Annotated in this window: 27 protein-coding genes, 1 other RNA gene and 1 pseudogene; 14 read left to right on the top strand and 15 right to left on the bottom strand. The window is 31.0% G+C overall.

Annotation, left to right across the window (positions count from 1 at the left end; translation table 11 throughout):
* Positions 1-2: 2 nt before the first annotated feature.
* Positions 3-905, top strand: a complete 903-nt coding sequence (locus ACKTSW_RS05140; protein ID WP_408024200.1) for a DnaJ C-terminal domain-containing protein — start codon at positions 3-5, stop codon at positions 903-905.
* A 2-nt stretch (positions 906-907) separates the two neighbouring features.
* Positions 908-1,198 carry a chaperone modulator CbpM gene (locus ACKTSW_RS05135; RefSeq protein ID WP_408024199.1) on the top strand — a complete coding sequence of 97 codons (291 nt, stop codon included), beginning with the start codon at positions 908-910 and terminating at the stop codon, positions 1,196-1,198.
* Between the two features lie 6 nt (positions 1,199-1,204).
* On the opposite strand, the gene ACKTSW_RS05130 is transcribed toward ACKTSW_RS05135, so the two are convergent.
* Positions 1,205-3,580: an FdhF/YdeP family oxidoreductase gene (locus ACKTSW_RS05130; RefSeq protein ID WP_408024198.1), complete on the bottom strand. Its 2,376-nt coding sequence runs from the start codon at positions 3,578-3,580 to the stop codon at positions 1,205-1,207.
* A gap of 168 nt (positions 3,581-3,748) precedes the next feature.
* On the opposite strand from ACKTSW_RS05130, the pseudogene ACKTSW_RS05125 reads away from it, so the two are divergent.
* Positions 3,749-3,877 (top strand): annotated as a pseudogene (locus ACKTSW_RS05125) (IS3 family transposase); the annotation flags it as partial.
* A gap of 442 nt (positions 3,878-4,319) precedes the next feature.
* Here the strand turns inward: ACKTSW_RS05125 and mazG are convergent.
* From mazG to ruvX, 4 genes are read right to left on the bottom strand one after another with little or no spacing between them, the layout of a single operon-like run.
* A complete protein-coding gene (gene mazG / locus ACKTSW_RS05120) occupies positions 4,320-5,099 on the bottom strand; it encodes a nucleoside triphosphate pyrophosphohydrolase (RefSeq protein ID WP_408024197.1) in 780 nt (259 codons plus the stop codon).
* A gap of 3 nt (positions 5,100-5,102) precedes the next feature.
* Entirely contained in the window at positions 5,103-5,525 is a 423-nt protein-coding gene (locus tag ACKTSW_RS05115) for a DUF5606 family protein (protein ID WP_408024196.1), read from the bottom strand.
* Between the two features lie 25 nt (positions 5,526-5,550).
* A complete protein-coding gene (def, locus tag ACKTSW_RS05110) occupies positions 5,551-6,135 on the bottom strand; it encodes a peptide deformylase (RefSeq protein WP_408024195.1) in 585 nt (194 codons plus the stop codon).
* Positions 6,136-6,190: 55 nt separating this feature from the next.
* Positions 6,191-6,601, bottom strand: coding sequence for a Holliday junction resolvase RuvX (gene ruvX / locus ACKTSW_RS05105; protein WP_408024194.1), 411 nt, complete (start codon positions 6,599-6,601; stop codon positions 6,191-6,193).
* 120 nt (positions 6,602-6,721) lie between these two features.
* Between ruvX and ACKTSW_RS05100 the strand changes: the two genes are divergently transcribed.
* The 5 genes from ACKTSW_RS05100 to ACKTSW_RS05080 are packed head-to-tail and all read left to right on the top strand — an operon-like array spanning position 6,722 to position 11,401.
* The gene (locus ACKTSW_RS05100; RefSeq protein WP_167713790.1) at positions 6,722-7,537 is read left to right on the top strand and encodes a 2,3,4,5-tetrahydropyridine-2,6-dicarboxylate N-succinyltransferase; all 816 of its coding nucleotides are present in this window, start codon (positions 6,722-6,724) and stop codon (positions 7,535-7,537) included.
* Positions 7,538-7,547: 10 nt separating this feature from the next.
* Entirely contained in the window at positions 7,548-8,432 is an 885-nt protein-coding gene (locus ACKTSW_RS05095) for an ATP-grasp fold amidoligase family protein (RefSeq protein WP_408024193.1), read from the top strand.
* A 40-nt stretch (positions 8,433-8,472) separates the two neighbouring features.
* Entirely contained in the window at positions 8,473-9,423 is a 951-nt protein-coding gene (locus ACKTSW_RS05090) for a Stealth CR1 domain-containing protein (protein WP_408024192.1), read from the top strand.
* A 3-nt stretch (positions 9,424-9,426) separates the two neighbouring features.
* The gene (locus ACKTSW_RS05085) at positions 9,427-9,975 is read left to right on the top strand and encodes an L-threonylcarbamoyladenylate synthase (protein ID WP_408024191.1); all 549 of its coding nucleotides are present in this window, start codon (positions 9,427-9,429) and stop codon (positions 9,973-9,975) included.
* A gap of 4 nt (positions 9,976-9,979) precedes the next feature.
* Positions 9,980-11,401, top strand: coding sequence for a CCA tRNA nucleotidyltransferase (locus ACKTSW_RS05080; protein ID WP_408024190.1), 1,422 nt, complete (start codon positions 9,980-9,982; stop codon positions 11,399-11,401).
* A gap of 43 nt (positions 11,402-11,444) precedes the next feature.
* Here ACKTSW_RS05080 and ACKTSW_RS05075 read toward each other — a convergent pair whose 3' ends face one another.
* The 4 genes from ACKTSW_RS05075 to ACKTSW_RS05060 all read right to left on the bottom strand — a co-directional run bounded on the left by ACKTSW_RS05075 (position 11,445) and on the right by ACKTSW_RS05060 (position 16,571).
* Positions 11,445-13,271, bottom strand: a complete 1,827-nt coding sequence (locus ACKTSW_RS05075; protein WP_408024189.1) for an ABC transporter ATP-binding protein — start codon at positions 13,269-13,271, stop codon at positions 11,445-11,447.
* Positions 13,271-14,980, bottom strand: a complete 1,710-nt coding sequence (locus tag ACKTSW_RS05070; RefSeq protein WP_408024188.1) for a phospho-sugar mutase — start codon at positions 14,978-14,980, stop codon at positions 13,271-13,273. Before ACKTSW_RS05070 ends, ACKTSW_RS05075 begins: the two co-directional genes overlap by 1 nt.
* Before the next feature lie 33 nt (positions 14,981-15,013).
* Positions 15,014-15,970, bottom strand: a complete 957-nt coding sequence (locus tag ACKTSW_RS05065) for a glycosyltransferase family 2 protein (protein ID WP_408024187.1) — start codon at positions 15,968-15,970, stop codon at positions 15,014-15,016.
* Positions 15,971-16,049: 79 nt separating this feature from the next.
* Positions 16,050-16,571, bottom strand: coding sequence for a DUF4199 domain-containing protein (locus ACKTSW_RS05060; protein ID WP_408024186.1), 522 nt, complete (start codon positions 16,569-16,571; stop codon positions 16,050-16,052).
* Positions 16,572-16,747: 176 nt separating this feature from the next.
* On the opposite strand from ACKTSW_RS05060, the gene ffs reads away from it, so the two are divergent.
* An RNA gene (gene ffs, locus ACKTSW_RS05055) (signal recognition particle sRNA small type) lies at positions 16,748-16,846 on the top strand.
* A 26-nt stretch (positions 16,847-16,872) separates the two neighbouring features.
* Here ffs and xerD read toward each other — a convergent pair.
* Entirely contained in the window at positions 16,873-17,790 is a 918-nt protein-coding gene (gene xerD / locus ACKTSW_RS05050; RefSeq protein ID WP_408024185.1) for a site-specific tyrosine recombinase XerD, read from the bottom strand.
* A gap of 98 nt (positions 17,791-17,888) precedes the next feature.
* On the opposite strand from xerD, the gene ACKTSW_RS05045 reads away from it, so the two are divergent.
* The 4 genes from ACKTSW_RS05045 to aroQ all read left to right on the top strand — a co-directional run bounded on the left by ACKTSW_RS05045 (position 17,889) and on the right by aroQ (position 20,395).
* Positions 17,889-18,419 (top strand): DUF3575 domain-containing protein, encoded by a 531-nt coding sequence (locus tag ACKTSW_RS05045; RefSeq protein WP_408024184.1) that lies wholly within the window; start codon positions 17,889-17,891, stop codon positions 18,417-18,419.
* Between the two features lie 151 nt (positions 18,420-18,570).
* Positions 18,571-19,164, top strand: a complete 594-nt coding sequence (locus tag ACKTSW_RS05040; protein ID WP_408024183.1) for an outer membrane beta-barrel protein — start codon at positions 18,571-18,573, stop codon at positions 19,162-19,164.
* A gap of 230 nt (positions 19,165-19,394) precedes the next feature.
* On the top strand, positions 19,395-19,880 hold the full coding sequence (locus ACKTSW_RS05035) for an outer membrane beta-barrel protein (RefSeq protein WP_408024182.1): 486 nt from the start codon (positions 19,395-19,397) through the stop codon (positions 19,878-19,880).
* Between the two features lie 98 nt (positions 19,881-19,978).
* Positions 19,979-20,395 carry a type II 3-dehydroquinate dehydratase gene (aroQ, locus tag ACKTSW_RS05030; RefSeq protein WP_408024181.1) on the top strand — a complete coding sequence of 139 codons (417 nt, stop codon included), beginning with the start codon at positions 19,979-19,981 and terminating at the stop codon, positions 20,393-20,395.
* Here aroQ and ACKTSW_RS05025 read toward each other — a convergent pair.
* Entirely contained in the window at positions 20,372-21,559 is a 1,188-nt protein-coding gene (locus ACKTSW_RS05025; RefSeq protein ID WP_408024180.1) for a lipoprotein N-acyltransferase Lnb domain-containing protein, read from the bottom strand. The two genes, aroQ and ACKTSW_RS05025, sit on opposite strands and share 24 nt — an antisense overlap.
* An 82-nt stretch (positions 21,560-21,641) precedes the next feature.
* Complete coding sequence (locus tag ACKTSW_RS05020) at positions 21,642-22,619, bottom strand: YheT family hydrolase (protein WP_408024179.1); 978 nt, start codon at positions 22,617-22,619, stop codon at positions 21,642-21,644.
* Between the two features lie 98 nt (positions 22,620-22,717).
* On the opposite strand from ACKTSW_RS05020, the gene ACKTSW_RS05015 reads away from it, so the two are divergent.
* Positions 22,718-23,470 carry a CDP-alcohol phosphatidyltransferase family protein gene (locus tag ACKTSW_RS05015; protein ID WP_408024178.1) on the top strand — a complete coding sequence of 251 codons (753 nt, stop codon included), beginning with the start codon at positions 22,718-22,720 and terminating at the stop codon, positions 23,468-23,470.
* Positions 23,471-23,517: 47 nt separating this feature from the next.
* Here the strand turns inward: ACKTSW_RS05015 and lptB are convergent, their stop codons facing one another.
* The 3 genes from lptB to tatC form a co-directional block, all read right to left on the bottom strand.
* Positions 23,518-24,252 carry an LPS export ABC transporter ATP-binding protein gene (gene lptB, locus ACKTSW_RS05010; protein ID WP_408024177.1) on the bottom strand — a complete coding sequence of 245 codons (735 nt, stop codon included), beginning with the start codon at positions 24,250-24,252 and terminating at the stop codon, positions 23,518-23,520.
* 85 nt (positions 24,253-24,337) lie between these two features.
* Entirely contained in the window at positions 24,338-24,682 is a 345-nt protein-coding gene (locus ACKTSW_RS05005; RefSeq protein ID WP_408024176.1) for a carboxymuconolactone decarboxylase family protein, read from the bottom strand.
* Positions 24,657-25,478 carry a twin-arginine translocase subunit TatC gene (gene tatC / locus ACKTSW_RS05000; RefSeq protein WP_408024175.1) on the bottom strand — a complete coding sequence of 274 codons (822 nt, stop codon included), beginning with the start codon at positions 25,476-25,478 and terminating at the stop codon, positions 24,657-24,659. Before tatC ends, ACKTSW_RS05005 begins: the two co-directional genes overlap by 26 nt.

Below are 25,478 nucleotides of genomic sequence, written 5' to 3'. Positions count from 1 at the left end.
ATATGGAATTTATAGATTATTACAAAGTTTTAGGGGTAAGTAAAAATGCGACTGTTATTGATATAAAAAAAGCCTATCGAAAGTTAGCGAGAAAGTATCACCCAGATACGAATCCAAATAATGAAGAAGCTAAAAAGAAGTTTCAGCAAATTAATGAAGCAAATGAAGTGTTGAGTAATCCTGAAAATCGTAAAAAGTACGATGAGTACGGGGAAAATTGGGAACACGCAGAAGCTTATGAGGAAGCAAAAAAACAACGAGGTTATCAAAGCGGATTTGGTGGCGGAGGCTCTTACCAACAATATTCATCCTCAGATTTTGATGGAACCGATTTTTCTGACTTTTTTAATGCAGCATTTGGTGGTGGTAGAAGTTCAGGAAGGAGGACAGCACAATTTAGAGGTCAAGACTTCAATGCTTCATTACAATTAAACTTAAGAGATGTTTATACCTCACAAAAACAAGTATTGACAGTAAATGGTAAAAAAATAAGAATAACCATTCCTGCTGGAGTAGAAAATGGACAAACAATTAAAATAAAAGGACATGGAGGTGAAGGTATAAATGGAGGTCCAAAAGGAGATTTATACATCACTTTTGATATTAAACCTGACGCTAATTTTAAACGTGATGGGGCTAATTTATATACGGAGCAAAACATTGATTTATACTCGGCAGTATTAGGTGGAGAAGTGGTGATTAATACTTTTGTTGATAAGGTTAAGCTCAAAGTAAAATCAGGAACTCAAAATGGAACTAAAATCCGATTAAAAGGAAAAGGATTTCCAAAATATAAAAAAGAAGATCAATATGGTGATTTGTATGTTACTTATAAAGTAAATATCCCTACCAATTTAACAGATGAACAACGAGAGTTATTTACAAAACTTTCTAAATTGAAATAAATATGAGCGATAAAGAATTAATAAGTGTACAAAAAGTTATTGTTCATCATAATTTAGATGAACAATTTATAGAAAGTATCGAATCTTTTCAGCTCATAGAGTTTATAGTAAAAGATTCGAACAAGTATTTACACAAAGAACAGTTGCCGATTTTAGAGAAAATAATCAGATTGCATTACGATTTAGAGGTAAATATGCAAGGTATAGACGTGATTAATAATATGCTTGATAGAATGGATTCTATGCATAAAACGATTCAACAACTAGAAAATAAATTAAAATTATACGAGTAAACTCGTTTATGAGTTCGATTTCTTATAAAGAGTTCCGTCTATTTTATCATAGATGTCAGGATTGTGCTTTTTAATTTTAATTTTGATATGTTTTGAAGCGGGCATGTTACTTCCTTTTACAGTATTATGAATTGAAACTAATACATTGGTTTCAGGGAAGTAAGTAACTGTGTTTTTTTCAGGGATAGGATATTCAACAATAATAAATAGTGGAGCAATACGCTCTGTATTGTCGTCATAATTGTATAAATCTACCTTATCACCAGATTTAAAACCGGCTTTTTCTATATCGTTTTTATTCATAAAAATAACACGACGTTCATTATAAACACCACGATAACGATCATTTAATCCATAAATAGTAGTATTAAACTGATCATGTGTTCTTACCGTTGCCATTAAATATTCATCATCTGCCAAGTTGTTTTCAGGAAGCGAGGTTATAGAAAAAGGAACACGATTACCAAACTCTTTAGTTTTAAAATTTCCTTCACGAGCATTGTTAGGAAGGTAAAAGCCACCTTTTTGTTTTACACGAACATTGTAGTTTTCAAAACCAGGAATACATTTTTCAATATCATCTCTTACAGCATCATAACTATTCATATAGTAATCCCAGTCAACAACACTTTTGTTTCCTAAAGTAGCTTTTGCCATTCTACAAACAATATGTGTTTCGTTGATCAGCTTGTCAGAAATTGGTTTTAATACTCCTTTAGACCATTCAACAATTCCCATTGCATTTTCTGCACTTGTGTACTGATGCTCACCGTTAACCATATCAATTTCACTCTTAGAAATAGTAGGTAAAATTAAAGCTTCTTTACCATGAACTAAATGACTTCGATTTAATTTGGTAGAAACACAAACTGATAGATCTAATTGTCTTAAACCATTGGCTGTATAATTAGTGTCAGGAGTAGCAGATAAAAAATTTCCACCCATGCTAAAGTGTACTTTTACTTTTCCTTCGTTCATTGCTTTTATGGTATCTACGACATCATATCCGCTATTTCTTGGCGGATTAAAACCGAAAACTTCTTCTAGTTTGTCTAATTGCTCTTGAGAAGGATGATTGTTGATAAGCATGGTTCTGTTTCCTTGCACATTGCTATGACCACGTACAGGACAAGAGCCTGTTCCTGGTTTACCAATGCTTCCTTTTAAGAAGAGTAAATTGAGAACTTCTTTTAAAATATCAACACCGTTGGGTTGTTGGGTAAGTCCCATTCCCCAACAAATAATAATACGTTTTTTATGAGCTAACATTTCTGCCGCCTTATGAATATCATCTTTTGATACACCAGAGGCCTTTGCCAGTTCGTTTAGCTCATAATTTTCTATTTGCTTTATTAAGTCTTCATAACCAACCGTTTTATTTTTGATAAATTCTTGGTCAAAGACCTTACCTGGGGTTTCTTTTTCAAAATTAGCTAGTATTCCTTGTATTGCTTTCAGTAATGCTAAATCACCATTTATTTTCACAGGAAGGTATAAATCGGCAAGATCTGTTCCTTTCCCTAAAATACCACTTATTTTTTGAGGATCTCGGAATCCCATTAAACCAGCTTCAGGAAGAGGGTTAACTGCAATAATTTTAGCTCCGTTCTTTTTCCCTTTTTCTAAGGCACTTAACATTCTTGGTGAGTTAGTTCCAGGGTTTTGACCAATAATCATGATGATATCGGTATCGTAGAAGTCTTTTAAAGTAGCAGTACCTTTACCAACACCTGTTATAGAAGCTAAGGTAAAGCCTGATGTTTCATGACACATATTAGAACAGTCAGGAAAATTGTTGGTTCCAAATTCACGAACAAAAAGTTGATATACAAAAGAAGCTTCATTACTTGTTCTTCCAGAAGTATAAAAAGCAGCATTGTCTGGAGATTCAAGCTTGTTTAAATGTTTCGCAATTTTATCAAAAGCACTATTCCAACTAATAGATTCGTAATGGGTACCATTTTTGGGTAAATACATAGGTTCTGAAAGTCGCCCTAAATGACCAATTTCATAATCACTTAATTGAGATAACTCATATACAGAATTTTGTTTGAAAAAATTAGCTGTAATTCTTTTACTTGTAGCTTCTTCAGCTAAAGCTTTGGCACCATTTTCACAATATTCTGCAATTGTAGAGCGTCTGTCATCGGGGTCAGGCCAACCACAACTAGGACAATCAAAACCATCAAACTGATTCATTTTAAATAATGCTTTTCCTCCTCTAATCAATGCTTTATCATTAATTAAACTTTTAATAGCATTGGTAACACCAGGAATACCAGCTGCCCAATCTTTAGGTTTACCAGTTCTTAAACTTAATAATTTATAAGGAGGTTCAGCAGAAGCTTGTTTGTTTATGTTTTTTTTGTTTTTATTTTCCATAACGATTGATAGAGTGGACTTTGGAATAAAGGATTATTTATAAAAAATAACACATGGTTATCATAAATGCTAAACTATAAAATTAAGAAAAAAAGGTGGAATTTAAGACTTATCTTTTTTATATAGCTGTTACGCCCTGAAATAAGTTGACACAAAATCGACTTATTTATGAACGACTCAGAAAATCAAAGAAAAAAACGGACTCAACGAAGTTATAACTTAAGCTTTAAACAAGCACAAAAGGTTTACGATATCCAAGGAAGAAGTATTGTTTTGGTTTGGTTACAAAAACATGGTAACTTAAACTGAAATAACTCTTCAATACATTTTATGCCAAAATCCAAAGAAACACTAGCACAAAAAATTAAACGATTAGAACGAGAGCTTAAGGATGAGAAACTCAATAATCAAATTCTCAATATTGGTTAAGGAAACAGCCTACATTTATTAAAAGAGTTGAAACCAAAAAGGTCTGAACAATATTTAGTAGGTGATATTACTTATGTGAAAATATATCAAAAAGATATGTTATTTACCTCATTCTATGAATAAAACTAAATAAAAAGTAATAAACTTTAGTCGATATAAAGATTGCTTCACTTTGTTCGTAATGACGATTCACCTTTGCAATTACGGGGAACAATGATGGAGTAATCTCTTAATCGAGGATTAGTTACTTAGAAGAGTATTATGATTTTAAATAAAAAGATAGCTTTGCTGGGCTCGCAATGACGATAGATTATTTGAAAAACTTTTTTGAATTCTCCCAATGCACATCCATTTCAGCGAGGGTCATTTCAGAAAGTTGTTTACCTTCCTTTTTAGCCACTTTTTCTAAGTACTGAAAGCGATTGATGAATTTTTTGTTGGTTTTTTCTAATGCATTTTCAGGATTTACCCCAATAAATCGAGCATAATTAATCATAGAGAATAAAACATCTCCAAACTCTTTTTCTATTTGCTTTTGATTGTTATTTTTGATTTCTTCGTTCAATTCAGAAAGCTCTTCTTGAACCTTTTCCCACACTTGATGTGGTTCTTCCCAATCAAAACCAACACCTGCAACTTTATCTTGAATACGATTCGCTTTTACCACAGCGGGTAAACTTTTAGGAACACCTTCTAAAACTGACTTTTTCCCTTCTTTCAGTTTTATTTTCTCCCAGTTTTTCTTAACGTCCTCTTCATTTTCAACCACTACATCACCATAAATATGAGGGTGACGGTCAATAAGTTTGTCTGAGATTGCATTGGCAACGTCAGCAATATCAAAAGCCTGTTTTTCGCTACCAATTTTGGCATAAAAGACGATGTGCAAAAGCACATCGCCTAATTCTTTTTTTATTTCTTCTAAATCGTCGTCTAAAATCGCATCAGCAAGCTCATACGTTTCTTCAATAGTTAAATGGCGTAAGCTTTCCAAGGTTTGTTTTTTATCCCACGGACATTTCTCACGAAGGTCGTCCATGATATTTAACAAACGATTAAAGGCCGCTAACTGTTGCTTACGAGTATTCACGATTTAAGCTTCTTCTGTAGTTGTCTCTTCAGTTTCAGTTAAGGTACTAAAGTCAAAATTAGCCTTCGCTAAGATATTGTACCACTGAATTACTTTTTTTATGTTTGAAGCATATACACGTTCCTCGTCATAACCAGGTAATACTTCGCTAAAATAAGTAGTTAATTTATTTGCGCTTTCTTTGTGAGAAATTGCTTCTTTACTATCTTCTTTATCAGCAATATTTTTAAGTACTTGAGCTAAAGGCACCTCTTCTTCGTAGGTGTAAATAGCAATATTTTCTAATAAGCTTACATTGTGTGTAGCTGTAATAGGAAAACGTTTACCATCAATGATAGATTTTACGATAACTCCTGTTTTGGTTTGTGATAAGATTTCATATAAACCTGGCTTACCAGTTACAGCTATAATTTTGTTAAATTCCATGTTTTAATTTTTTAGTGTATAACTATTATCTCTTAACATTAGGAAAACGCATGCGATATCCTGCATTTACTTTTCCTTTCGAAATATTCTCTAATTTCTTTTTAATTAAACGTTTCTTTAAAGAAGAAAGTTTATCGGTAAACAAAACTCCTTCTATATGATCATATTCATGTTGAAAAACACGAGCAGGTAATCCGCTTAAAGTTTCTGTGTATTTTTTAAAGTTTTCGTCTTGGTACTCAATCGTAACCAATTTTTGACGAAAAACATCTTCATTAATGGTAGGAATGCTTAAACATCCTTCATTAAAAGCCCACTCATCTCCTTCTTCTTTAATGATTTTCGCATTGATAAAAACACGATTAAAGTCTTTAAAGAAATTTTTCTCTTCTTCACTTAAATCTTCATCCTCAGCAAAAGGAGAAGCATCAATAATAAACAAACGAATGTCTTTTCCTATTTGTGGAGCCGCTAAACCAAGCCCATTAGCATTGTACATGGTTTCTCTCATATCGGCAATTAGTTTTTCTAACTGCGGATAATCTTTATCGATTTCTTTTCCTACTTTACGTAAAACGGGATCTCCGTATGCTACAATGGGTAAAATCATTTACTTTTTAATTTTAAGGAATGCAAAAATACAAAAGAATGCTTTTGGTAGAAAATTATTTATTGTATAAATACGATTGTAGGATGATTGTAGCGCTGATTTCGTCTACCAAAACTTTGTTTTGACGTTGCTTTTTCTTCAAACCACTATCAATCATTGTTTGAAAAGCCATTTTAGAGGTAAATCTTTCATCAACACGCTTTATAGGGATAGAAGGAATAACTTTTTCAAGCTTTTCAAGAAAAGGAAGAATAAGAGCTTCACTTTCACTATCAGAATTATCCATTTGCTTCGGTTTCCCTACTAAAAAGAGTTCAACATTTTCTTTTTTTGTATAATTTTTTAAAAACGTAATAAGCTCTGGAGTGCTTACTGTTGTTAACCCGGAAGCAATAATCTGAAGTTCATCGGTTACAGCAATACCTGTTCTTTTTTTTCCAAAATCTATGGCTACTATTCTGCCCATTTTATAAGTTTTTGCAAAGGTAGCTAAATTAAACAAGGAAGAAATATCTGTTTAAAAAATGTATCTTCGCAGTATATTCTTGAAAGCAATTTTATTTTTGCTGAAAAATATTTTTTAAAAATGACAGAATTACAATCAATTATAGAAAAAGCGTGGGATAACCGTGATTTATTGAAGGAAGAAACTACAATTAATGCTATTAGAAAAGTAGTAGATTTATTAGATGCAGGAGATTTACGTGTTGCTGAACCAACAGAGGACGGGTGGCAAGTAAATGAGTGGGTAAAAAAGGCCGTAGTGTTATACTTTCCTATTCAAAAAATGGAAACCTTAGAAGCAGGTATTTTTGAATATCACGATAAAATCCCATTAAAAAGAGGATATGAAGCGAAAGGAATCCGTGTGGTTCCGAATGCAGTTGCTCGTCACGGAGCGTATATTTCAGCAGGAACTATTTTAATGCCTAGCTATGTGAATATTGGAGCTTATGTTGATGAAGGAACCATGGTAGACACATGGGCAACAGTAGGTTCTTGTGCTCAAATTGGTAAAAATGTACACTTATCTGGTGGAGTAGGAATAGGTGGAGTTTTAGAACCTTTACAAGCTGCACCTGTTATTATTGAAGATGGCGCTTTTATTGGTTCTCGTTGTATCGTTGTAGAAGGGGTTAGAGTGGAGAAAGAAGCAGTTTTAGGAGCGAATGTGGTATTAACAATGAGTACTAAAATTATCGATGTAACAGGTGATGAACCAGTAGAAATGAAAGGAGTTGTTCCTGCTCGTTCTGTGGTAATTCCAGGAAGCTATACAAAGAAGTTTGCTGCTGGCGAATATCAAGTCCCTTGTGCTTTAATTATTGGTAAACGTAAAGAGAGTACAAATAAGAAGACTTCGCTAAACGATGCTCTTAGAGAGTATGATGTAGCGGTTTAAGTTATAACAAATGAATAGAACTATTCTACGCTTCTTAAAAAAACTAACTTTTTTACCACAAAAAGTATATTTACCATACATGTATGAATATTATACAGGTAAAAAACTAGATTTAGATAACCCAATAGAGTTTAACCAGAAGATACAATGGTTAAAAGCATATTATCAGCCAAAAATACTGAATCAATTGGTAGATAAATATGCTGTAAGAGAATATGTTTCTGAAAAAATAGGTAATGAATATTTAAATGAGTTATACGGTGTGTATAACTCATTTTCTGAAATTAATTTTAAAGAGTTACCCAATAAATTTGTTTTAAAAGCTGTTCATGCCAGCAGTTATAATCTTATTTGTAGAGATAAAACTAAGCTTAATCTTTCTAAAGTAAAGAGAAAGGTTGAAAAATGGTTATCTACCAACCAGTATTATAGAACAGGACAAGAATGGGCATATAAAGATGTTGCTCCTAAGTTAATTGCTGAAAAATTTATAAAAGATGATAAGAGTGAGTCTCTAACCGATTATAAGTTTTATTGCTTTAATGGAGAACCTGAATTTGTATTGGTAAATTTAGATAAAGAAGATACTCCAAAAGTTTCTTTTTATGATTTAGAGTTTAAAAAATTACCTTTTACAAAAAAAGAATATTTGAAAGGAGAAATTGAAAGTAATTTTGAAAAGCCATTGAATTTTGAAAAAATGATAACACTTTCTAAAGTTTTAGCAGCTGATTTTCCTTTTGTTAGGGTTGATTTTTATTCAGCTTCCGATAAAATAATCTTTGGAGAAATGACTTTTTATCCAGCAGATGGTAGAAAAGATTTTTATCCTGAAGAGTATAATAGAAGATTAGGAGATATGATTAAATTACCCGAATTAAGGGTAAGGGGCTGAAAAATCATAACTATACTCAGTTAAACAACTATTGCTTACAATGAAATATATGCATATAGACGCTGTAATTACTTGGGTTGATGGTAAAGATGAAGCTCATCAACAAAAAATGTTACCTTATTTAGAAAATAAAGAGATAATAAGCAATAAAAACTTTAGAACAAGATTTGATCAAGTAGAAGAGATTAAATACACTGTTAATTCAATTCTTAAGTTTGCCCCTTTTATTAGAAATATCTTTATAGTAACCGACAATCAAACTCCAAAGTTTCTTAAAAACAAGAAAGAAGGAACGTATGAAAATGTTTTTGTTGTAGATCATCAAGACGTTTTTAAAGAAGATGTTCAATTTTTACCAGTTTTTAATTGCCGTCCTATAGAAACAAAACTGTATGATATTCCGAATTTATCAGAATATTTTATCTATTTTAATGATGATATATTTTTGTTGAAAGAAGTAAATATATCAGACTTTTTTATAGAAGGTAAACCAGTTATTAGAGGAAAGTGGTTAAAGTTTAACGAAGATATTTTTTATAAACGCTTATTTAATTCTGAAAAGAAAAGGAAACGAGCAGGGCATAAGAAAGCTCAAGAAATGAGTGCTAAATTGGTTGGGTTTAACAAATATTACAAATTCCATCATACACCTTACCCTTTAAGAAAATCAACATTTAAAGAATTTTTTAAAAATCATAAAGAAGTTGAAACTCTCAATATAAAACATAAATTTAGAAATGCTGAGCAGTATACTCCTCAAGGGTTAGCCAATCATATTGAAATTAAAAATAATACAGCTATTTTAAAAAATGACTATCAATTGGTGTATATTCAGAACTATAAAAAATCATTTGCTTGGTTAAAGTATAAGTTGAATGTTATTACTAAAAAAGAAAGTAAATTATTTTTAAATATGCAGAGTTTAGATCAATGTCCAAAAGAAAAGCTAGACTATGTGTTAAATTGGTTAGAAGACAGGTATTCATTATAAATTATGTTAAACCAGATATTAGATAATTTACGACAAGGTAACACAATTTTGTACCCAACTGATACAGTTTGGGGATTAGGTTGTGATGCTACAAATGAAGAAGCCGTAAAAAAAATCTATAAAATAAAGAATCGAAAAGAATCTAAAAGCTTAATCATTTTAGTAGATTCTATTGAAATGTTACAGAATCATGTTGGTAATATTCCTGAAAAAGCTTTAAAAATTTTAAAAGAGACAAAAAAACCAACAACTATTATTTACAATAACCCAATAAGATTAGCACCCAATACCATTGCATCTGATAATACGATTGCTATACGGATTCCACAAGATGAGTTTTGTATTCAGCTAATTAAAGAGTTTGGTAAGCCTATTGTTTCTACTTCAGCAAATGTGAGTGGAGAACCAACTCCTAAATCATTTTCAGAAATAAGCCAAGCAATTTTAAAGAATGTAGATTATGTGGTAAATTTGCATCAAGAGAAAGTAGCAGAAAAGTCTTCAACTATTTTAAAAGTTGAAGGTGAAGCTATTATAGTGATTAGAGAATAATTGTATGCAGAAACAATATTTTAAGGAAGCAATTTCCGCAGAAATATTTCAATATATATCCAAAGCAGCTAAAGAGTTACAACTAGAAAGTTACGTAATTGGTGGTTTTGTACGTGATTTTATTTTAAAACGAGGAACAGCCAAAGATATTGATGTCGTGGCTGTTGGTAGCGGAATAGAATTAGCTCAAAAAGTAGCTGAGTTATTGCCGAATAGGCCTAAAGTTCAGGTGTTCAAAACCTACGGAACAGCGATGTTACGTTTTAAAGATGTTGAAATTGAGTTTGTAGGGGCACGTAAAGAATCATATTCAGAAGAGAGTAGAAACCCTAAAGTTTCTGAAGGTACTTTACAGGATGACCAAAATCGAAGAGACTTTACAATTAATGCACTGGCATTAAGTTTAAATGAAGATGATTTCGGTTTGTTACTAGATTCTTTTGGAGGTATAGCTGATTTAGAAGCTAGAATTATTAGAACTCCTTTAGATCCAGATATAACTTATTCTGATGATCCATTGCGTATGATGCGCGCCATTCGATTTGCTACACAATTAAATTTTAAAATCGAAGAGGAATCGTTAAACGCTATCACAAAAAATGCTCAGAGAATTGATATTATTACTCGTGAACGTGTAGTGGTTGAGTTGAATAAAATTTTAGAAGCCCCTGTTCCATCAACTGGTTTTTTACTACTTGAAAGAACAGGTTTATTAGATCGAATTATTCCTGAATTAACAGCTTTAAAAGGAGTAGAAGAAGTAGAAGGTCAAAAACACAAGGACAATTTTTATCATACATTAGAGGTAGTTGATAATATTTCCAAAAACACGGATGATGTTTGGCTTCGTTGGGCCGCATTGTTGCATGATATTGGTAAAGCACCTACGAAACGTTACCATAAAAAAATAGGTTGGACTTTTCATGCACATGAATTTGTAGGATCTAAAATGGTATACAAGCTTTTTAAACGCTTAAAAATGCCATTGAATAACAAGATGAAATTTGTTCAGAAAATGGTCTTATTAAGCTCTCGACCTATAGTTTTGGCGAGTGAAGTAACAGACTCAGCTGTGAGACGTTTAATTTTTGATGCAGGTGATGATGTAGAGTCATTAATGATCTTGTGTGAAGCAGATATTACAACAAAAAATCTGAAGAAATTTAAACGCTACCATAAGAACTTTGAAATTGTTAGAGATAAAATTAAAGAGGTAGAAGAACGTGATAGAGTACGTAATTTCCAACCACCTATAACAGGTGAAGAAATTATGAAAACTTTTAATTTACAACCCTGTAGAGAAATAGGACAAATAAAAGAAGCTATAAAAGAAGCTATTTTGGATGGGAAAATTCCTAATGAATATGAAGCTTCTTATCAATTTATGATTAAAAAAGGAGAGCAACTTGGATTAAAAACACAATAGAGAAATTAATATAAAAAAAGAGAAGCATTAACTTCTCTTTTTTTTATGCTAGACTTTGCATGTCTACTAGTTTTTTATATGTTCCACTTTTGGAAATTAATTCTTCGTGAGTTCCTTGCTCAACAATTTTACCTTTTTGCATCACTATAATCATATCTGCTTTTTGAATGGTTGATAAACGATGTGCAATAACGACAGAAGTTCTATTTTGCATCATTTTTTCTAAAGCATCTTGTACTAGTTTTTCAGATTCTGTGTCTAAAGCAGAAGTTGCTTCGTCTAAAATCATAATTGGTGGATTTTTAAGAACAGCACGAGCAATACTTAAACGTTGTTTTTGCCCACCAGACAATTTATTTCCGCTATCACCAATATTGGTGTCATAACCGTTTGGTAAATCTTTTATAAACTCATGTGCATTGGCAATTTTAGCAGCCTCTATAATGTCCTCATCACTCTTACCTTCAATACCTAATGTGATATTGTTCTTTACAGTGTCATTAAACAAAATAGAATCTTGAGTTACCAATCCTTCTAATTGTCGTAAAGAATGCTTTTTGATAGTTTTTATATCAACTCCATCAATTTTTATATTTCCTTTATTTACATCGTAAAAACGGGTTAGTAAGTTAGCTATGGTTGACTTACCACTTCCTGATTGTCCAACCAAAGCAACCATTTTACCTTTAGGAATAGTTAAAGAAAAATCTTTTAAAACATAATTGTCTTCGTATTTAAAAGAAATATTCTCTACAGAAATTTCAGTATCAAAAGTCTTTTTATCAATAGCGTTAGAAACATCCTTTAAAGGATTATCAGTTTCCAGAATCTCTAAAACACGTTCTGCAGCAGCATTTCCTTTTTTAACGCTATAACTTGCTTTCGAAATAGCTTTGGCAGGTGTTAGAATATTATATGCTAATCCCATATAAGCGATAAAGTCTTCTCCATCTAAAGATCCATCGGTTATAACTAGTTGTCCTCCATACCAAAGCAATACAGCAATAACTCCAATACCTAAAAACTCACTGGCAGGACTAGATAAATTAGTACGATTAACTAATGTATTTGAAAAATGATAAAATCGACTGGTAGAAGCTTCAAACTTTCTTTGAAACTCTTTTTCGGCAGTAAAACCTTTAATTACTTTTAATCCTCCTAATGTTTCTTCTAATAACGATAAAAAATATCCTTGTTCTTTTTGAACACTATCAGATTTTCTTTTTAAACTTTTTCCAATTAATGAAATTATATAACCAGAAATAGGGATAAAAATAAAGACAAATATGGTTAACTTAACACTAATTAAAACCATAGCAACAATTGTAAAAATAATTGTTAAGGGCTCTCTAACAATCATTACTAATATGGATAAAAAAGAGTGTTGAATTTCCAATACATCAGTACCAATACGTGCCATAGTGTCTCCTTTTCTTTTTTCTGAAAAATAAGAAATAGGAAGCTCTACCGTTTTTTTATATAAATCATTTCTAATATCCTTTAAAACACCATTTCTTAAAAATGTAATAAAATACATAGCTAAGTAGTTAAAGATGTTTTTAAAGAAAAAAGTTATAATTACTAAGCCTACAACAATCATTAAAGCTTTAGACTTATCATCACCAGCTATTTCTGTGATGTGATAAGAAACAAACCCTTTAAAGTAATTTATAGTGTCAGTAATCCCTTCAAAAATTGGCTTTGTAGTTACTTTAGGAGCATCTGGTTTAAAAATTACTTCTAACATTGGCATTAGTACCAAAAATGAAAGGGTAGAAAAAAAAGCATATAAGATGTTAAATAATACATTTAGGTATCCATATTTCTTATATGGAATAGCATATTTAATAATCTTTTTAAAATAATCCATTACAGGTTTAGTTCTTTTATAATGCGTTGAATTTTAGTGTTTAAAAGAGTTTCTGTTTCAGTTATTTTATCAACAGTGTCTAATTTGGTTTTTACACTAAAATAGAATTTTATTTTAGGTTCTGTACCACTAGGCCTAGCAGCAACTTTGGTTCCATCTTCGGTTTGGTAAATTAATACGTTTGATTTAGGGATATCAATGGTGCTTTCATCACCAGTTAATAAGTTTTTTCTAATTGAAGATTGATAATCGTATAGAAACTTCACTTTCGATCCATCAATTTCAGTCAATGGTATGCTGCGTAAATCAGCCATCATTTGTTTGATTTGTTGAGCACCATCCATTCCTTTTTTTACTAAAGAAATTAGATGTTCTTTGTATAGATGATGACGTTTGTATAAGTTTAATAGTTCTTTATATAAAGAACTGTTATTAGTTTTCGCATCAGCAGCCATTTCGCAAGCAAGTAGGGCAGAGGTAACCGCATCTTTATCACGTACAAAATCACCTACCATATAACCAAAACTTTCTTCACCACCACCAATGAAATTAAGTTCAGGGTAGTCTTTAATCATCTTAGCAATCCATTTGAAACCAGTTAAGCTTACTTTGGTTTCAACACCGTAAGAATCGGCAATTTCATTCACTAGATTGGTGGATACTATGGTAGAGCCAACAAATTGATTTCCGTTTAGTTTACCTTGTTTTTTCCAATCGTTGATTAAAAAATCGGTCATCATGCTCATGGCTTGATTTCCGTTTAACAAGGTCATGTTCCCATCCAAATCTCTAACAGCAATTCCAATTCTATCGGAATCAGGATCGGTTCCTAAAACAATGTCTGCATCAATTTTATTGGCTAAGTCAACAGCTATTTTAAGTGCTTCAGGTTCTTCAGGATTAGGAGATTTTACAGTTGGAAAATCTCCATCAGGAGTTGCTTGTTCCTGAACAATATGTACTTGTGTATAGCCAGCACGTTTTAAAACCTCAGGAATTAACTTGATAGACGTTCCGTGCAAAGAAGTAAAAACAATTTTTAAACTTTCACGTCCTTTTACATCGAAAGTTCCATTCGCTAAAGAAGCTTTCCAAAAAGCTTCGTCAATTTCACTTCCGATAGAAGTAATTAAATTATTTTTAGTATTGAAATTGATTTCAGAAAAATCTAATGAATTTACTTCGTTGATAATTTCTGCATCCTGTGGAGGTACTATTTGTCCTCCATCATTCCAATACACTTTATAACCATTATATTCTGGTGGGTTATGTGAAGCTGTTAACACAATTCCTGCATCGCAACCTAAATAGTTTACTGCAAATGATAGCTCTGGAGTTGGGCGTAAATCATCAAACAAAAATACTTGAATATTATTGGCTGATAGTACGTTGGTAACTACTTTAGCTAACCATTCACTGTCGTGACGACAATCGTAACCGATAGCTACTTTTAAAGTTTTGTTTGGATGTGTTTTATGTAGGTAATTGCTTAACCCTTGGGTAGCTTTACCTAAGGTGTATTTATTGATTCGATTGGTGCCTGCACCTACAATTCCGCGCATTCCACCTGTTCCAAATTCCAAATTTTTATAAAAACGATCAGCTAAATCTTCAGCTTTGGTATTGATTAATTGTTGAATTTCTTGTTGTGTTTCTGAATCAAACGTGTCAGAAAGCCATTGTTTTGCTTTGTTTAAGATCTCTTCCATATATCAAATTAAAAAACGCATAAAGATACGGGTTTAAAAATTCAGCTTTTCTTTGATTATGTAATGTTTTTGTTGCGGATTGCTTTTGATAATTAATTCGCCTAAAAAACCAGCTAAAAACAATAAAGTACCTAAAATCATAGAGGTTAGAGCTATGAAAAACCAAGGATTACTAGTAACCAATATTGTTTTAACACCTGTTGAAAGATGGTATATTTTCATAACACCAATGTAGAAAGCAGATAAAAAACCAAAAATAAACATTAAAGTCCCCCATAGACCAAAAAAGTGCATAGGTCGTTTTCCGAATTTTGAAAGAAAGGAAATAGTAATTAAATCAAGAAAACCATTAATAAAACGATCCATACCAAACTTAGTAATTCCATATTTACGAGCTTGGTGTTGTACTATTTTTTCATCAATACGATTGAACCCTTCATTTTTAGCTAATACAGGAATATATCGATGCATTTCTCCACTGACTCTAACTGCTTTAACAACTTCATTTTTGTAGGCTTTTAAACCGCAATTAAAGTCGTGTAATTTTAATCCTGATGTTTTTCGAGCTGCCCAGTTGAATAGTTTAGATGGAATGTTTTTAGTCATGACATTGTCATAACGTTTCTTTTTCCATCCAGAAATTAAATCGAAATTATCTTCAATGATTAAACGATATAGTTCAGGAATTTCATCAGGACTATCTTGTAAATCAGCATCCATGGTAATTACTACACGTCCTTGAGCTAAGCCAAAGCCAGCATCTAGGGCTTGAGATTTACCATAGTTTCTTTGAAATCGTAATCCTTTTACTTCTTGATGTTTTTGTGATAAGCCTTCTATTATTTTCCAAGAATCATCAGTACTGCCATCATCAATAAAGATAACTTCGTATAAAAATCGATTGGATTGCATAACTTTTGCAATCCAATCGTACAACTCAGGTAAAGATTCCTCTTCGTTAAGAAGTGGTATTACTACCGATATATCCATATGTTTTATTCAAAATTTAAAAAGGTAAAGTTACAAAGTATTCATTATACGTAAAACTTTTACCTATTTAAAACTATGTTTAATATTGTTCTTCTTCTGTTTTTTTCATTATAGCTCCTCCTATGGCAGAAATAATAAACCCAAAGAAAGCTGAAACAACTAAAGCTAGTGGTGCTGTTATTAAAGGGCTATTAAACTTTTCAGCCATGGTTTCAGAAGCTTCTATTTGCTCGTCTGTCATACCAGCATCTATCCAACCTTGCTTCTGTATTTCCATCATTTGTGCTTGGAAGTCAGGCTCTATAACGTTTGTAAAGATTAATGTATAGATAGTTGAAATTACAGCACTAATTACTGCTATACCTACACCTACTTTTAAAGCTTGCCCAAAAGTTAAAATTCCTCCATTATCAGCTTTAAATTTTTTAATACCTAAAATAATTAAAGCTATCATGACTATAAAACCTATAATTCCAGAGAGCATTCCATGTTCAATTAGGTTTCCTGTTGCATAAAATGCTAAATGAATAAATACACCAATAATACCTAAGTATAATCCGTAATTTAAAATAATGTTTTTACTGTTTGCTTGATTTTCCATTGTGTGAATTTAGTTAGTGATACAAATATATTCTTTTTTATAGTTATGCTTATTTTTTACTACTAAAAGCAAAAAATATTGCTAACAAATTATTAGTATTCAAAAACTTAGAAATGTTACAAATTTTTTATACAAATTTTGTTGTTTTTTACGAAAAAATGGTTGTAAATTTGCATGGGCAAGTTCTACACAACCAGCTCCCTTTGAATCCCCCAGGGCGGGAACGCAGCAAGGGTATTAGGTCGTAGCGGTGTGATGTAGGTAGCTTGCCTTTTTTTGTACCCGATAGTTTCCTTTATTTCTATTCCTCGTTTAAATTAAAGTTACTTCTTGGATGATGTAAATCAACAACCTCTTTAAGGTAACTATTGTCTAAATGGACATAAATTTCTGTGGTAGTAATACTTTCATGTCCTAACAATTGTTGAATAACACGTAAATCAGCACCATTTTTAAGTAAATGTGTAGCAAAAGAATGTCTTAATGTATGTGGTCCAATACTTTTTTTTAGATTGATTTTTTGAGCTAACTCTTTTAAGATGATAAAAATCATTTGTCGTGTTAATCGTTTTCCTCTTCTATTTAAGAAAACAGTATCCTCATCTTCCTTTTTAGAGGTAATTAGAGACCTGATTTCATTAATGTAAAAATTAAGCCTATGAATTGTAGTGATATGAATAGGTACAAAACGATATTTATTTCCTTTACCTAACACTTGTATATAACCCTCCTCAAAAAATAAGTCAGATAATTGTAAGTTAATAAGTTCGCTTACACGAAGTCCGCAACTATATATAGTTTCAATAATCGTTTTGTTGCGTTCTCCTTGCGGATGACTTAAATCTATAGCAGTAATTAAGGCATCTATTTCTTCTTTTTCTAAGGTGTCAGGTAACTTTCTAACAATATTAGGACTCTCAATTAAATCAGTTGGATTATCTTTTCGGTAATCTTCAAAAACTAAATAGTTAAAAAAACCTCTAAGCCCAGATATTAAACGAGCCTGTGTACGAGCATTTATCTTTTTGCTAGATTCATAAATAAATTGTTGTACTGTTTCTTGACTAATATTTATAGGAGAAATGGGAAAACCTGTACTCTCCACAAATAAAGCAAGTTTGTTAATATCTCTCTTATAACTATCAATAGAGTTTTTAGAAAGACCTCTTTCAATTTTTAAAAAATTAACGTAATCATATGTGGTTTGTTTCCAGTTCATTATAAAAAAGGTGTTCTTTTTAGAAAAAAAAGCTATAAGAAAATAAAAAATAGAATTATTTTCGCAGCTCAAAATTAAAATTATAAAATTAAAAATTAATGAAAAAATTATTATTAGTAATTGCTATGGTAGCTGTAGGTTTTACTGCAAATGCACAAAAGAATGTAATTAAGGCAAACCCATTAGGATTAGCATTTGGAGTTGCAGATTTATCTTATGAAAGAGCTGTATCTGATAAAGGTTCTTTTGAGATTGGGATATCTTATGCTGGTGCTGATGTAACATCAGGATCAGAAACAATTAGCACGAGTGCTATTGGTGCTGAAGGTAAGTATAAATTCTACTTTTCTTCTGAAAAAGATGCACCAAGAGGTTGGTATGCTGCTCCGTTTGTAAACTATTCTTCTGCTTCTGCAGAAAATAATTCTGGTGAAGATGTAGGTTTTTCTGCTTTTTCAGGAGGAGCTTTAGCTGGATACCAATGGGTATTTGGTGGAGGAGATTCAGGTTTTGCTTTAGATTTAAACTTTGGGGCTCAATATATTTCAGCTTCTGCTAAAGGAGGTTCTACAGTTAGTATTGATGGATTTTTACCAAGATTAGGTGTATCTTTAGGGTATGCTTGGTAATCATCAGGTTTATTTAATAAAATATAAAAAGAAGCAATAAATTGCTTCTTTTTTTTAAATATTTAATAATTAGATTAAGAGCAAAAAAAAGCTTGTTGAATAGCTAAAATCAAACTATTTTCGCTGCTCAAAATTAAAAAAATTAAAAATTATGAAAAAAATATTGTTTACAATTGCTATGGTAGCTGTAGGGTTTACTGCAACAGCACAAGAAAATGCTAAAGGAGGTTTTGAAAAACAAGATTGGTACGTTTCTGGTACAGCTGGCTATAATAATATTTCTGTTGAAGGGATAGATTCTGATGTTAGTTCATTTACATTCTCTCCTTCTGTAGGATATTTTGTGTCTGATAATATAGCTTTAGAAATGGGGCTTATTTTAGGAGAATCTACTACGGAGTTTTTTGGAGACACTATTGAGGCTAGTCAGTTTGGAGTAACTTTAGCAGGAAATTATTTTTTTACACCACAAAGTGATTTTTCTTTTGTTGTAGGAGCAGGTTTGTCTTACATTTCTACAGGAAATGAAATTAACGGAAATGAACAACCAGACTCTAGTACTTTTGCTATAGCTGTTGCTCCTGGAGTAAACTATTTTATTTCAGAGAGGCTTGCATTAAGAGCGTTAGTAGGAGCTTTATCTTATTCTAGCACTAGTGCAGATGGGTCATCTTCATCAACTAATACTTTTGGTTTGAACTTAAATTTATCAGATGTTAATTTCGGATTAACTTATAAGTTCTAAACTGAAAAAAAGTTTAAAAAAAGGAAGCTATATAGCTTCCTTTTTTTTTGTCAAAAGATTATAGTAGTCAACTAAGCCTGAAATATGCAGGTAACTTTTTTATTTTGAGTAGTTTAGGTTAAAAATAAAAAAGAGTTGAATTTAGTGTTTTTTTGTAAAGAAAAGCTTTTTAAAAACATAACTAAGAGATATATTTGTTCTTTTAAAACAACCTATTATAAACAAAAATTATGAAAAAAATTTTAGTAGTTGCTATGATGGCTTTTGGTTTAGCTGTTAATGCACAAGACGGACAATTAAACGTTGGTGGAACAATCGGATTACCTGTAGGTGATGCTGATGAAGCTAATGTAACAGGAGCAATTGAAGCGAATTATTTATTCAATGCAGGAGAAAACTTTAAAGTAGGACCATCTGTATCTTATTTACACTTCCAACAGGATGGAGCTGATGCTGCTTTTATTCCAGTATCTGTAGCAGGTCGATATAGTTTTGCTGATAAATTTTCAGTTGGAGCTGATTTAGGTTATGGTATTGGTGTAAGACCTTCAGGAAATACTGAAAGTGGTTTTTACTTCAGACCAATCGTTGGTTACCAAGTAACTGAAAAAATTAACTTACACGTAGATTATACAAGTGTTGTATTAGATACTGATTATGGTAATTTTACTCCTGCTACAATCGGAATTGGAGGAACTTATTCTTTTTCTTTATAATAAGAAACTTTACAATAAGTAAAAAAGGAAGCAAAATTGCTTCCTTTTTTTATGCTTAAAAGTTAAAAAGAGTATTTTTACTTTAGAAAATATTAAGAATGAAAAAAATAATCATAATTAACGGGCCTAACTTGAATTTATTGGGAAAACGTGAACCAACTATTTATGGGGCAAGTACTTTTGAAGACTATTTGAAAGAATTAAAAAATAAACATGTAGATATTCAGTTAGAGTATTATCAATCTAATATAGAAGGAGAAATAATAGAAAAACTACATGAGGTTGGTTTTAATTTTGATGGAATTATTCTAAATGCAGCAGCTTATACACATACTTCTGTTGGTATTGGTGATGCTGTAAAAGGTATAGAAACTCCTGTAGTTGAAGTGCATATTTCTAATATTCATGCTCGTGAAGAGTTTCGTCATGTAAGTTACATAGCTCCGAATGCTAAAGGTGTTATTTTCGGATTTGGTTTGCAAGGATATGAACTAGCGATTCAAAGCTTTTTGTAAATACCAATAACGAATTCCCAACAATATAAACAATGGAATTATAGGGTAAGTATATAATTGTATTTTAGTGAGCCATACAATAGGAATTAGAAGCATAAAAAAGAACATAACTTTACAATAAATATGAATCCATCTTAATGTGTTTTTTTTTAATAAAAAGAAAGCGATGAAAAGGTTAGGAGCAAAAGCCCATAAAAAATTAAAATTATTCGGTGCTGTTGAATGATTTGTAAAGAACCATAAAAAAACAATTAATAAGCCTAAAACTCCCGTTGTAAAAAATAATATAAAATCTAACCATTTGGTTCTTTTTAACTTTTTAAGATCTTTATACGTTATAAAAAGACCTAATAAAGAGAATAATAGAATTATTAAAAAAGGATTAAACGTGTTACTTTTTGATTCTTTTTCTTTAAAGTCGAGTAAAATATTTGTTTTTTGGACTAAATTTTCTTCTTTTCCATCTTTCATTATTTTCGAAGACTTTAAAGCTTCAAAAACATAATCAGGTAAGTATAAGTATTCTATTGGTGTAGCCACCTTATCTAACCTATTACCTAAAGCAATATTGATTCCTAAACTACCCCAGGTATTCGGATTGATTTCTTTATTCATCAATTGCCTTAATGATAAGTTTTCTGTAACAAAATTATCTTTAAAAACTAATTTATCACCTGTAACTTTTTGAATAATATCACGAGGTCTGGTAGCACAATTATCAAAATAAGGATCATAAAAATAGCTTGCATTTTCAGGTAATGCATTTGTTTCTAAAAACTGAAAAAACTCATTTTTTTGTTGTTGTGTTAAATTTAAGATTTGTTCTTTAACCCAACGTTTATCTTGTTGTGAACTTTTTAATGATAGATGAAACGGATAACGAGCTAATTTATACTTCATAAAACCTTTTGTAAAGTTTACATAAAAGTTAGGGTCATCAAAATCAAAAATACCATAATTGTAAAGTAAATCTAATTGTAGTACGGGGTCTTTTACCCGAATAGCGGTATGACCAAATTTTTCGTATAATTCTTTTCCAGGGCCAGACGTAATAATACTTATTTGAGAGAATTTAGATAATGCAAGTGTACTTACCCTTTGAGCATAAACAGTATTTAAAGTAAGTAAAATTAAAAGGGAAAAAGTGTATTTTTTTATTGTCATAAATCCTAACAAGATAAGTATTGATGTTTTACAAATATCATAAATACAATTAACATAACTAAGACTTTTTAAGGTTATTGTTTTAGTATGTTATCCCAATATTTTCTTTAATAAATTGTGCAATTTGTTTTTCTAACCATCTATTTTCTGTATTAGAGAAGGATGACATAAATCCAACATGACCACCATAATTAGGAGTTATCAGATGAAAGTTTTTCATCTCTTTTGCTTCTTTTATAGGGTAACATTCTTGTGATAAAAAACTATCATCTAAGGCATTTATAAGTAATGTAGGAACTTTAATTTCTGGAATAAAAGGTTTGGCACTTGCTTTTTGCCAATAGTCTTCGGAACTCTTAAAACCAAAAACAGGTACAGTATACTGTTTTTCTAAATGTCTAAATTTACTAGCCTTAAATAGTAATTCCTTGTTCAGCTCAAAATTAGGAAACTTTTCTGCTTTTTGTAACAGTTTCAATTTCATAGTGCGCAAAAACTCACTGAGGTAAATTTTGTTTTTTAGTTTGTTTAGTTCTGCTTGAGAAGAAGTTAAATCAACGGGAACAGATACAGTTATTCCTCCTTTAACACTTGAAGGTATATCGCTATATTCTCCTAAATACTTTAAGGTTAAGTTTCCGCCTAAACTAAACCCAATAATTACAATGTTTTCGTAATTATAATTACTATTTAAGTGTTTAATAACAAAATCGACATCATCTGTTTTTCCACTATGATAAGTTTCTAAAAGTAAATTATCTTCTCCACTACAACCTCTTAAGTTCATACAAACTGTATCAAAACCTCTATTATTTAAATGATTAGATGTTGTAATCATATAATTTGACTCTGAACTACCTTCTAATCCATGAATTAGTAAAACCAAAGTTTTAGAACCTATGAAAGAAAAGTCTAAATCGATAAAATCAGCATCCCAAGTGGTGATTCTTTTTCGTTCATAATTAATTATATCTTTCATAAATAAAGGACGATACACCGTATTAAAATGTGCACTTCTAAAGGGTAACCGAGGTGAGAATATTTTGGTAATTATAGGCATGTTTTTTGGCTAGAGTATTTTAACAAATATGATAAAAAAAGACTAAAATGTAAAACTGATTAAATGATTTCTTATTTTCGCTATAAATTATCAATACTATGAATATCAAAAAATATATCCCCAATTTATTAACTTTAGGAAACTTATTATGTGGTACTATTGCAACTGTTTTTGCTATTAAAGGCGATTTTTTTGCAACAGCTATTTTGGTAATGCTAGGGGTTCTTTTTGACTTTTTTGATGGGTTTGCTGCACGTATGTTAAAAGTACAAGGTGAATTAGGTAAACAGTTAGATAGTTTGGCCGATATGGTAACAAGCGGAGTAGTACCGGGGATTGTAATGATGCAAATGCTAGTTAATGCTTTAGATATGGATGCTGTTGGATATTTTGGAGTTGATGAATATGGAGTAACAGGAAGTAATTTACCATACTTAGGCTTATTACTAACACTGGGTGCTGCATATCGCTTAGCGAAATTTAATATAGATGAACGCCAGTCGGATAGTTTTATAGGAGTGCCTACACCAGCAATGAGTTTGTTTGTAATCTCTCTACCTTTAATTGCTCAGTTTGATAAAGAGTCTTTTTTAATAGGGTTAATTGAGAATCAATATATATTGATATCAATTACTTTATTGCTTACCTATTTAATGAATGCTGAAATTCAGTTATTCTCTTTAAAATTTAAAAACTATTATTTTAAAGATAACGTGATTAAATATGTGTTTTTAGCTTTATCAATACTACTAATTATAACCTTAAAAATAGTAGCAGTTCCTATGATTATTCTTTCGTATGTAGTATTGTCTATAGTAAATAATTCAGATAAAAGAACTTTATCAAAATAGAATTTATAAAAGGGTTTATATACTTACTTAAATAAAAAATATTTTAATTAAAATCTCTTTTTCTTTAATTCAAAATCTTTTCCAAGATATACACGACGAACAGTTTCGTCGGCAGCTAATTCTTCAGGAGTTCCTTCTTTTAAAATTCCTCCATTGTACATTAAGTAAGTTCTATCGGTAATAGCTAAAGTAGCTTGTACATCATGATCGGTAATTAAAATACCAATATTTTTATTTTTTAGTTGAGCTACAATTCCTTGAATATCTTCAACAGCAATAGGATCTACACCTGCAAAAGGTTCGTCTAATAAAATAAATTTAGGGTCAGAAGCTAAACAACGTGCAATTTCTGTTCTACGTCGTTCTCCACCTGATAATAAATCACCACGGTTTTTACGTACATGCCCTAAACTAAACTCATCAATTAACTCTTCTAAACGCTGTTTTCTTTCAGTTTTAGTTCTATCCGTAAATTCAAGAACAGACATAATATTATCTTCAACAGAAAGTTTTCTAAAAACAGAAGCTTCTTGTGCTAAATAGCCAATTCCTTTTTGAGCACGTTTGTACATTGCATCAGTAGTAATTTCTTGATCGTCTAAAAAAATATGACCATCGTTAGGTTTAATCATACCTACAATCATATAGAAAGAGGTGGTTTTACCAGCACCGTTAGGTCCTAGTAACCCAATAATCTCTCCTTGTTCGACTTCTAAAGAGATTCCTTTTACTACTTTTCTGCTACCGTATGTTTTTTGTATGTTATCTGCTCTTAACTTCATTTATTGTTGTTAAAAATGGAACTATTTAAAGTATAAAAATAACTAAACTATTTCTTAAAAACTTCTTAAATAATATAAGTGTAAATTAAGCTTCTTCTAATGCTTCCCAAAAGGCTACAGCTCTTCGTAAATGAGGAATTAAAATGGTTCCGCCAACCAATGTAGCGATACTCATAGCTTCCATCATTTCTTCTTTGGTTACCCCATTTTCGTATGCCGTTTTTAAATGATAAGCAATACAATCATCACAGCGCAACACAGCAGATGCTACCAAACCTAATAATTCTTTAGTTTTAACTGGTAAATGCCCTTCTGTAAAAGCATTGGTGTCTAAGTTAAAAATACGTTTAATTACTTTATTATCTGATGCTAAAATCTTTTCATTCATCTTAGCACGGTAGTTGTTAAATTCTTGGACTTTTTGCGACATTCTTTTGTTGTTTTTTTATAACAAATTTTGAAACATAAATACTCATTTCATATAAAATCATTATTGGTACAGATACAATTACCTGACTAGCCACATCTGGTGGGGTAATAATTGCTGATAATACCAATACCACCACTAATGCATGTTTACGATATTTTCTAAGAAACTCTGGTGTAATCAAACCTATTTTTGAAAGGAAAAAAATTACTACAGGAAGCTCAAAAAATATAGCAACACCTAATAGTGTATTAGTTATAAGACTAATATAAGCTTCTAGCTTAAAGTTATTTTCTATGGCATCAGATATTTCAAAATTATAAAAGAAATATACAGACATTGGTAAAATAACGTAATAACTAAACAAAATTCCTAAAAAGAATAAAAATGAAGAAGTGAAGATAAACCCTCTTGATTTTTTCTTTTCACTATCAAGTAAGCCAGGAGCTATAAACCTCCAAAATTCCCACAAAATATAAGGAAAAGCTACTACAAACCCTAAAATTAAAGAAGACCAAATTCCAGTCATTAATTGTTGAGTAGGATTTAAAGCTTGTAGTGTTTGTTTAAACTTAATAGTACAAAAGCTACTGTCAATTCCAATAGAAGAAAAGACATTACAAAAGAATTGATAAGTAGCAAAATCTGGTTTTAAATGAGCTAAAAGTATCTCATTAAAAACAAAATTAATGTTTGCAAAAATTACAATTGCAATAATAAAAATTGCTGCAAAACTTCTTACTAAGTGCCACCTTAACTCTTCAAGATGATCTAAAAAAGACATTTCTTTATCTGCCAT

This window comes from Tenacibaculum sediminilitoris, from assembly GCF_964513795.1.
GTDB lineage: Bacteria > Bacteroidota > Bacteroidia > Flavobacteriales > Flavobacteriaceae > Polaribacter > Polaribacter sediminilitoris.
Note: the sequence above shows the minus strand (reverse complement) of the source record. Positions and strands in the feature narration are given on the sequence as shown.

Coding starts and splice junctions, on each gene's coding strand:
- ACKTSW_RS05040 (WP_408024183.1), top strand. CDS start 18,571: ATGAAAAAAATATTGTTTACAATTGCTATGGTAGCTGTAGGGTTTACT.
- ACKTSW_RS05015 (WP_408024178.1), top strand. CDS start 22,718: ATGAATATCAAAAAATATATCCCCAATTTATTAACTTTAGGAAACTTA.
- ACKTSW_RS05045 (WP_408024184.1), top strand. CDS start 17,889: ATGAAAAAATTATTATTAGTAATTGCTATGGTAGCTGTAGGTTTTACT.
- ACKTSW_RS05085 (WP_408024191.1), top strand. CDS start 9,427: ATGTTAAACCAGATATTAGATAATTTACGACAAGGTAACACAATTTTG.
- ACKTSW_RS05090 (WP_408024192.1), top strand. CDS start 8,473: ATGAAATATATGCATATAGACGCTGTAATTACTTGGGTTGATGGTAAA.
- ACKTSW_RS05020 (WP_408024179.1), bottom strand. CDS start 22,619: ATGCCTATAATTACCAAAATATTCTCACCTCGGTTACCCTTTAGAAGT.
- ACKTSW_RS05005 (WP_408024176.1), bottom strand. CDS start 24,682: ATGTCGCAAAAAGTCCAAGAATTTAACAACTACCGTGCTAAGATGAAT.
- ACKTSW_RS05025 (WP_408024180.1), bottom strand. CDS start 21,559: ATGACAATAAAAAAATACACTTTTTCCCTTTTAATTTTACTTACTTTA.
- def (WP_408024195.1), bottom strand. CDS start 6,135: ATGATTTTACCCATTGTAGCATACGGAGATCCCGTTTTACGTAAAGTA.
- lptB (WP_408024177.1), bottom strand. CDS start 24,252: ATGAAGTTAAGAGCAGATAACATACAAAAAACATACGGTAGCAGAAAA.
- ACKTSW_RS05035 (WP_408024182.1), top strand. CDS start 19,395: ATGAAAAAAATTTTAGTAGTTGCTATGATGGCTTTTGGTTTAGCTGTT.
- aroQ (WP_408024181.1), top strand. CDS start 19,979: ATGAAAAAAATAATCATAATTAACGGGCCTAACTTGAATTTATTGGGA.
- ACKTSW_RS05135 (WP_408024199.1), top strand. CDS start 908: ATGAGCGATAAAGAATTAATAAGTGTACAAAAAGTTATTGTTCATCAT.
- ACKTSW_RS05070 (WP_408024188.1), bottom strand. CDS start 14,980: ATGGAAGAGATCTTAAACAAAGCAAAACAATGGCTTTCTGACACGTTT.
- ACKTSW_RS05065 (WP_408024187.1), bottom strand. CDS start 15,970: ATGGATATATCGGTAGTAATACCACTTCTTAACGAAGAGGAATCTTTA.
- ACKTSW_RS05095 (WP_408024193.1), top strand. CDS start 7,548: ATGAATAGAACTATTCTACGCTTCTTAAAAAAACTAACTTTTTTACCA.
- ACKTSW_RS05140 (WP_408024200.1), top strand. CDS start 3: ATGGAATTTATAGATTATTACAAAGTTTTAGGGGTAAGTAAAAATGCG.
- ruvX (WP_408024194.1), bottom strand. CDS start 6,601: ATGGGCAGAATAGTAGCCATAGATTTTGGAAAAAAAAGAACAGGTATT.
- ACKTSW_RS05060 (WP_408024186.1), bottom strand. CDS start 16,571: ATGGAAAATCAAGCAAACAGTAAAAACATTATTTTAAATTACGGATTA.
- ACKTSW_RS05100 (WP_167713790.1), top strand. CDS start 6,722: ATGACAGAATTACAATCAATTATAGAAAAAGCGTGGGATAACCGTGAT.
- tatC (WP_408024175.1), bottom strand. CDS start 25,478: ATGGCAGATAAAGAAATGTCTTTTTTAGATCATCTTGAAGAGTTAAGG.
- xerD (WP_408024185.1), bottom strand. CDS start 17,790: ATGAACTGGAAACAAACCACATATGATTACGTTAATTTTTTAAAAATT.
- ACKTSW_RS05075 (WP_408024189.1), bottom strand. CDS start 13,271: ATGGATTATTTTAAAAAGATTATTAAATATGCTATTCCATATAAGAAA.
- ACKTSW_RS05080 (WP_408024190.1), top strand. CDS start 9,980: ATGCAGAAACAATATTTTAAGGAAGCAATTTCCGCAGAAATATTTCAA.
- ACKTSW_RS05130 (WP_408024198.1), bottom strand. CDS start 3,580: ATGGAAAATAAAAACAAAAAAAACATAAACAAACAAGCTTCTGCTGAA.
- ACKTSW_RS05115 (WP_408024196.1), bottom strand. CDS start 5,525: ATGGAATTTAACAAAATTATAGCTGTAACTGGTAAGCCAGGTTTATAT.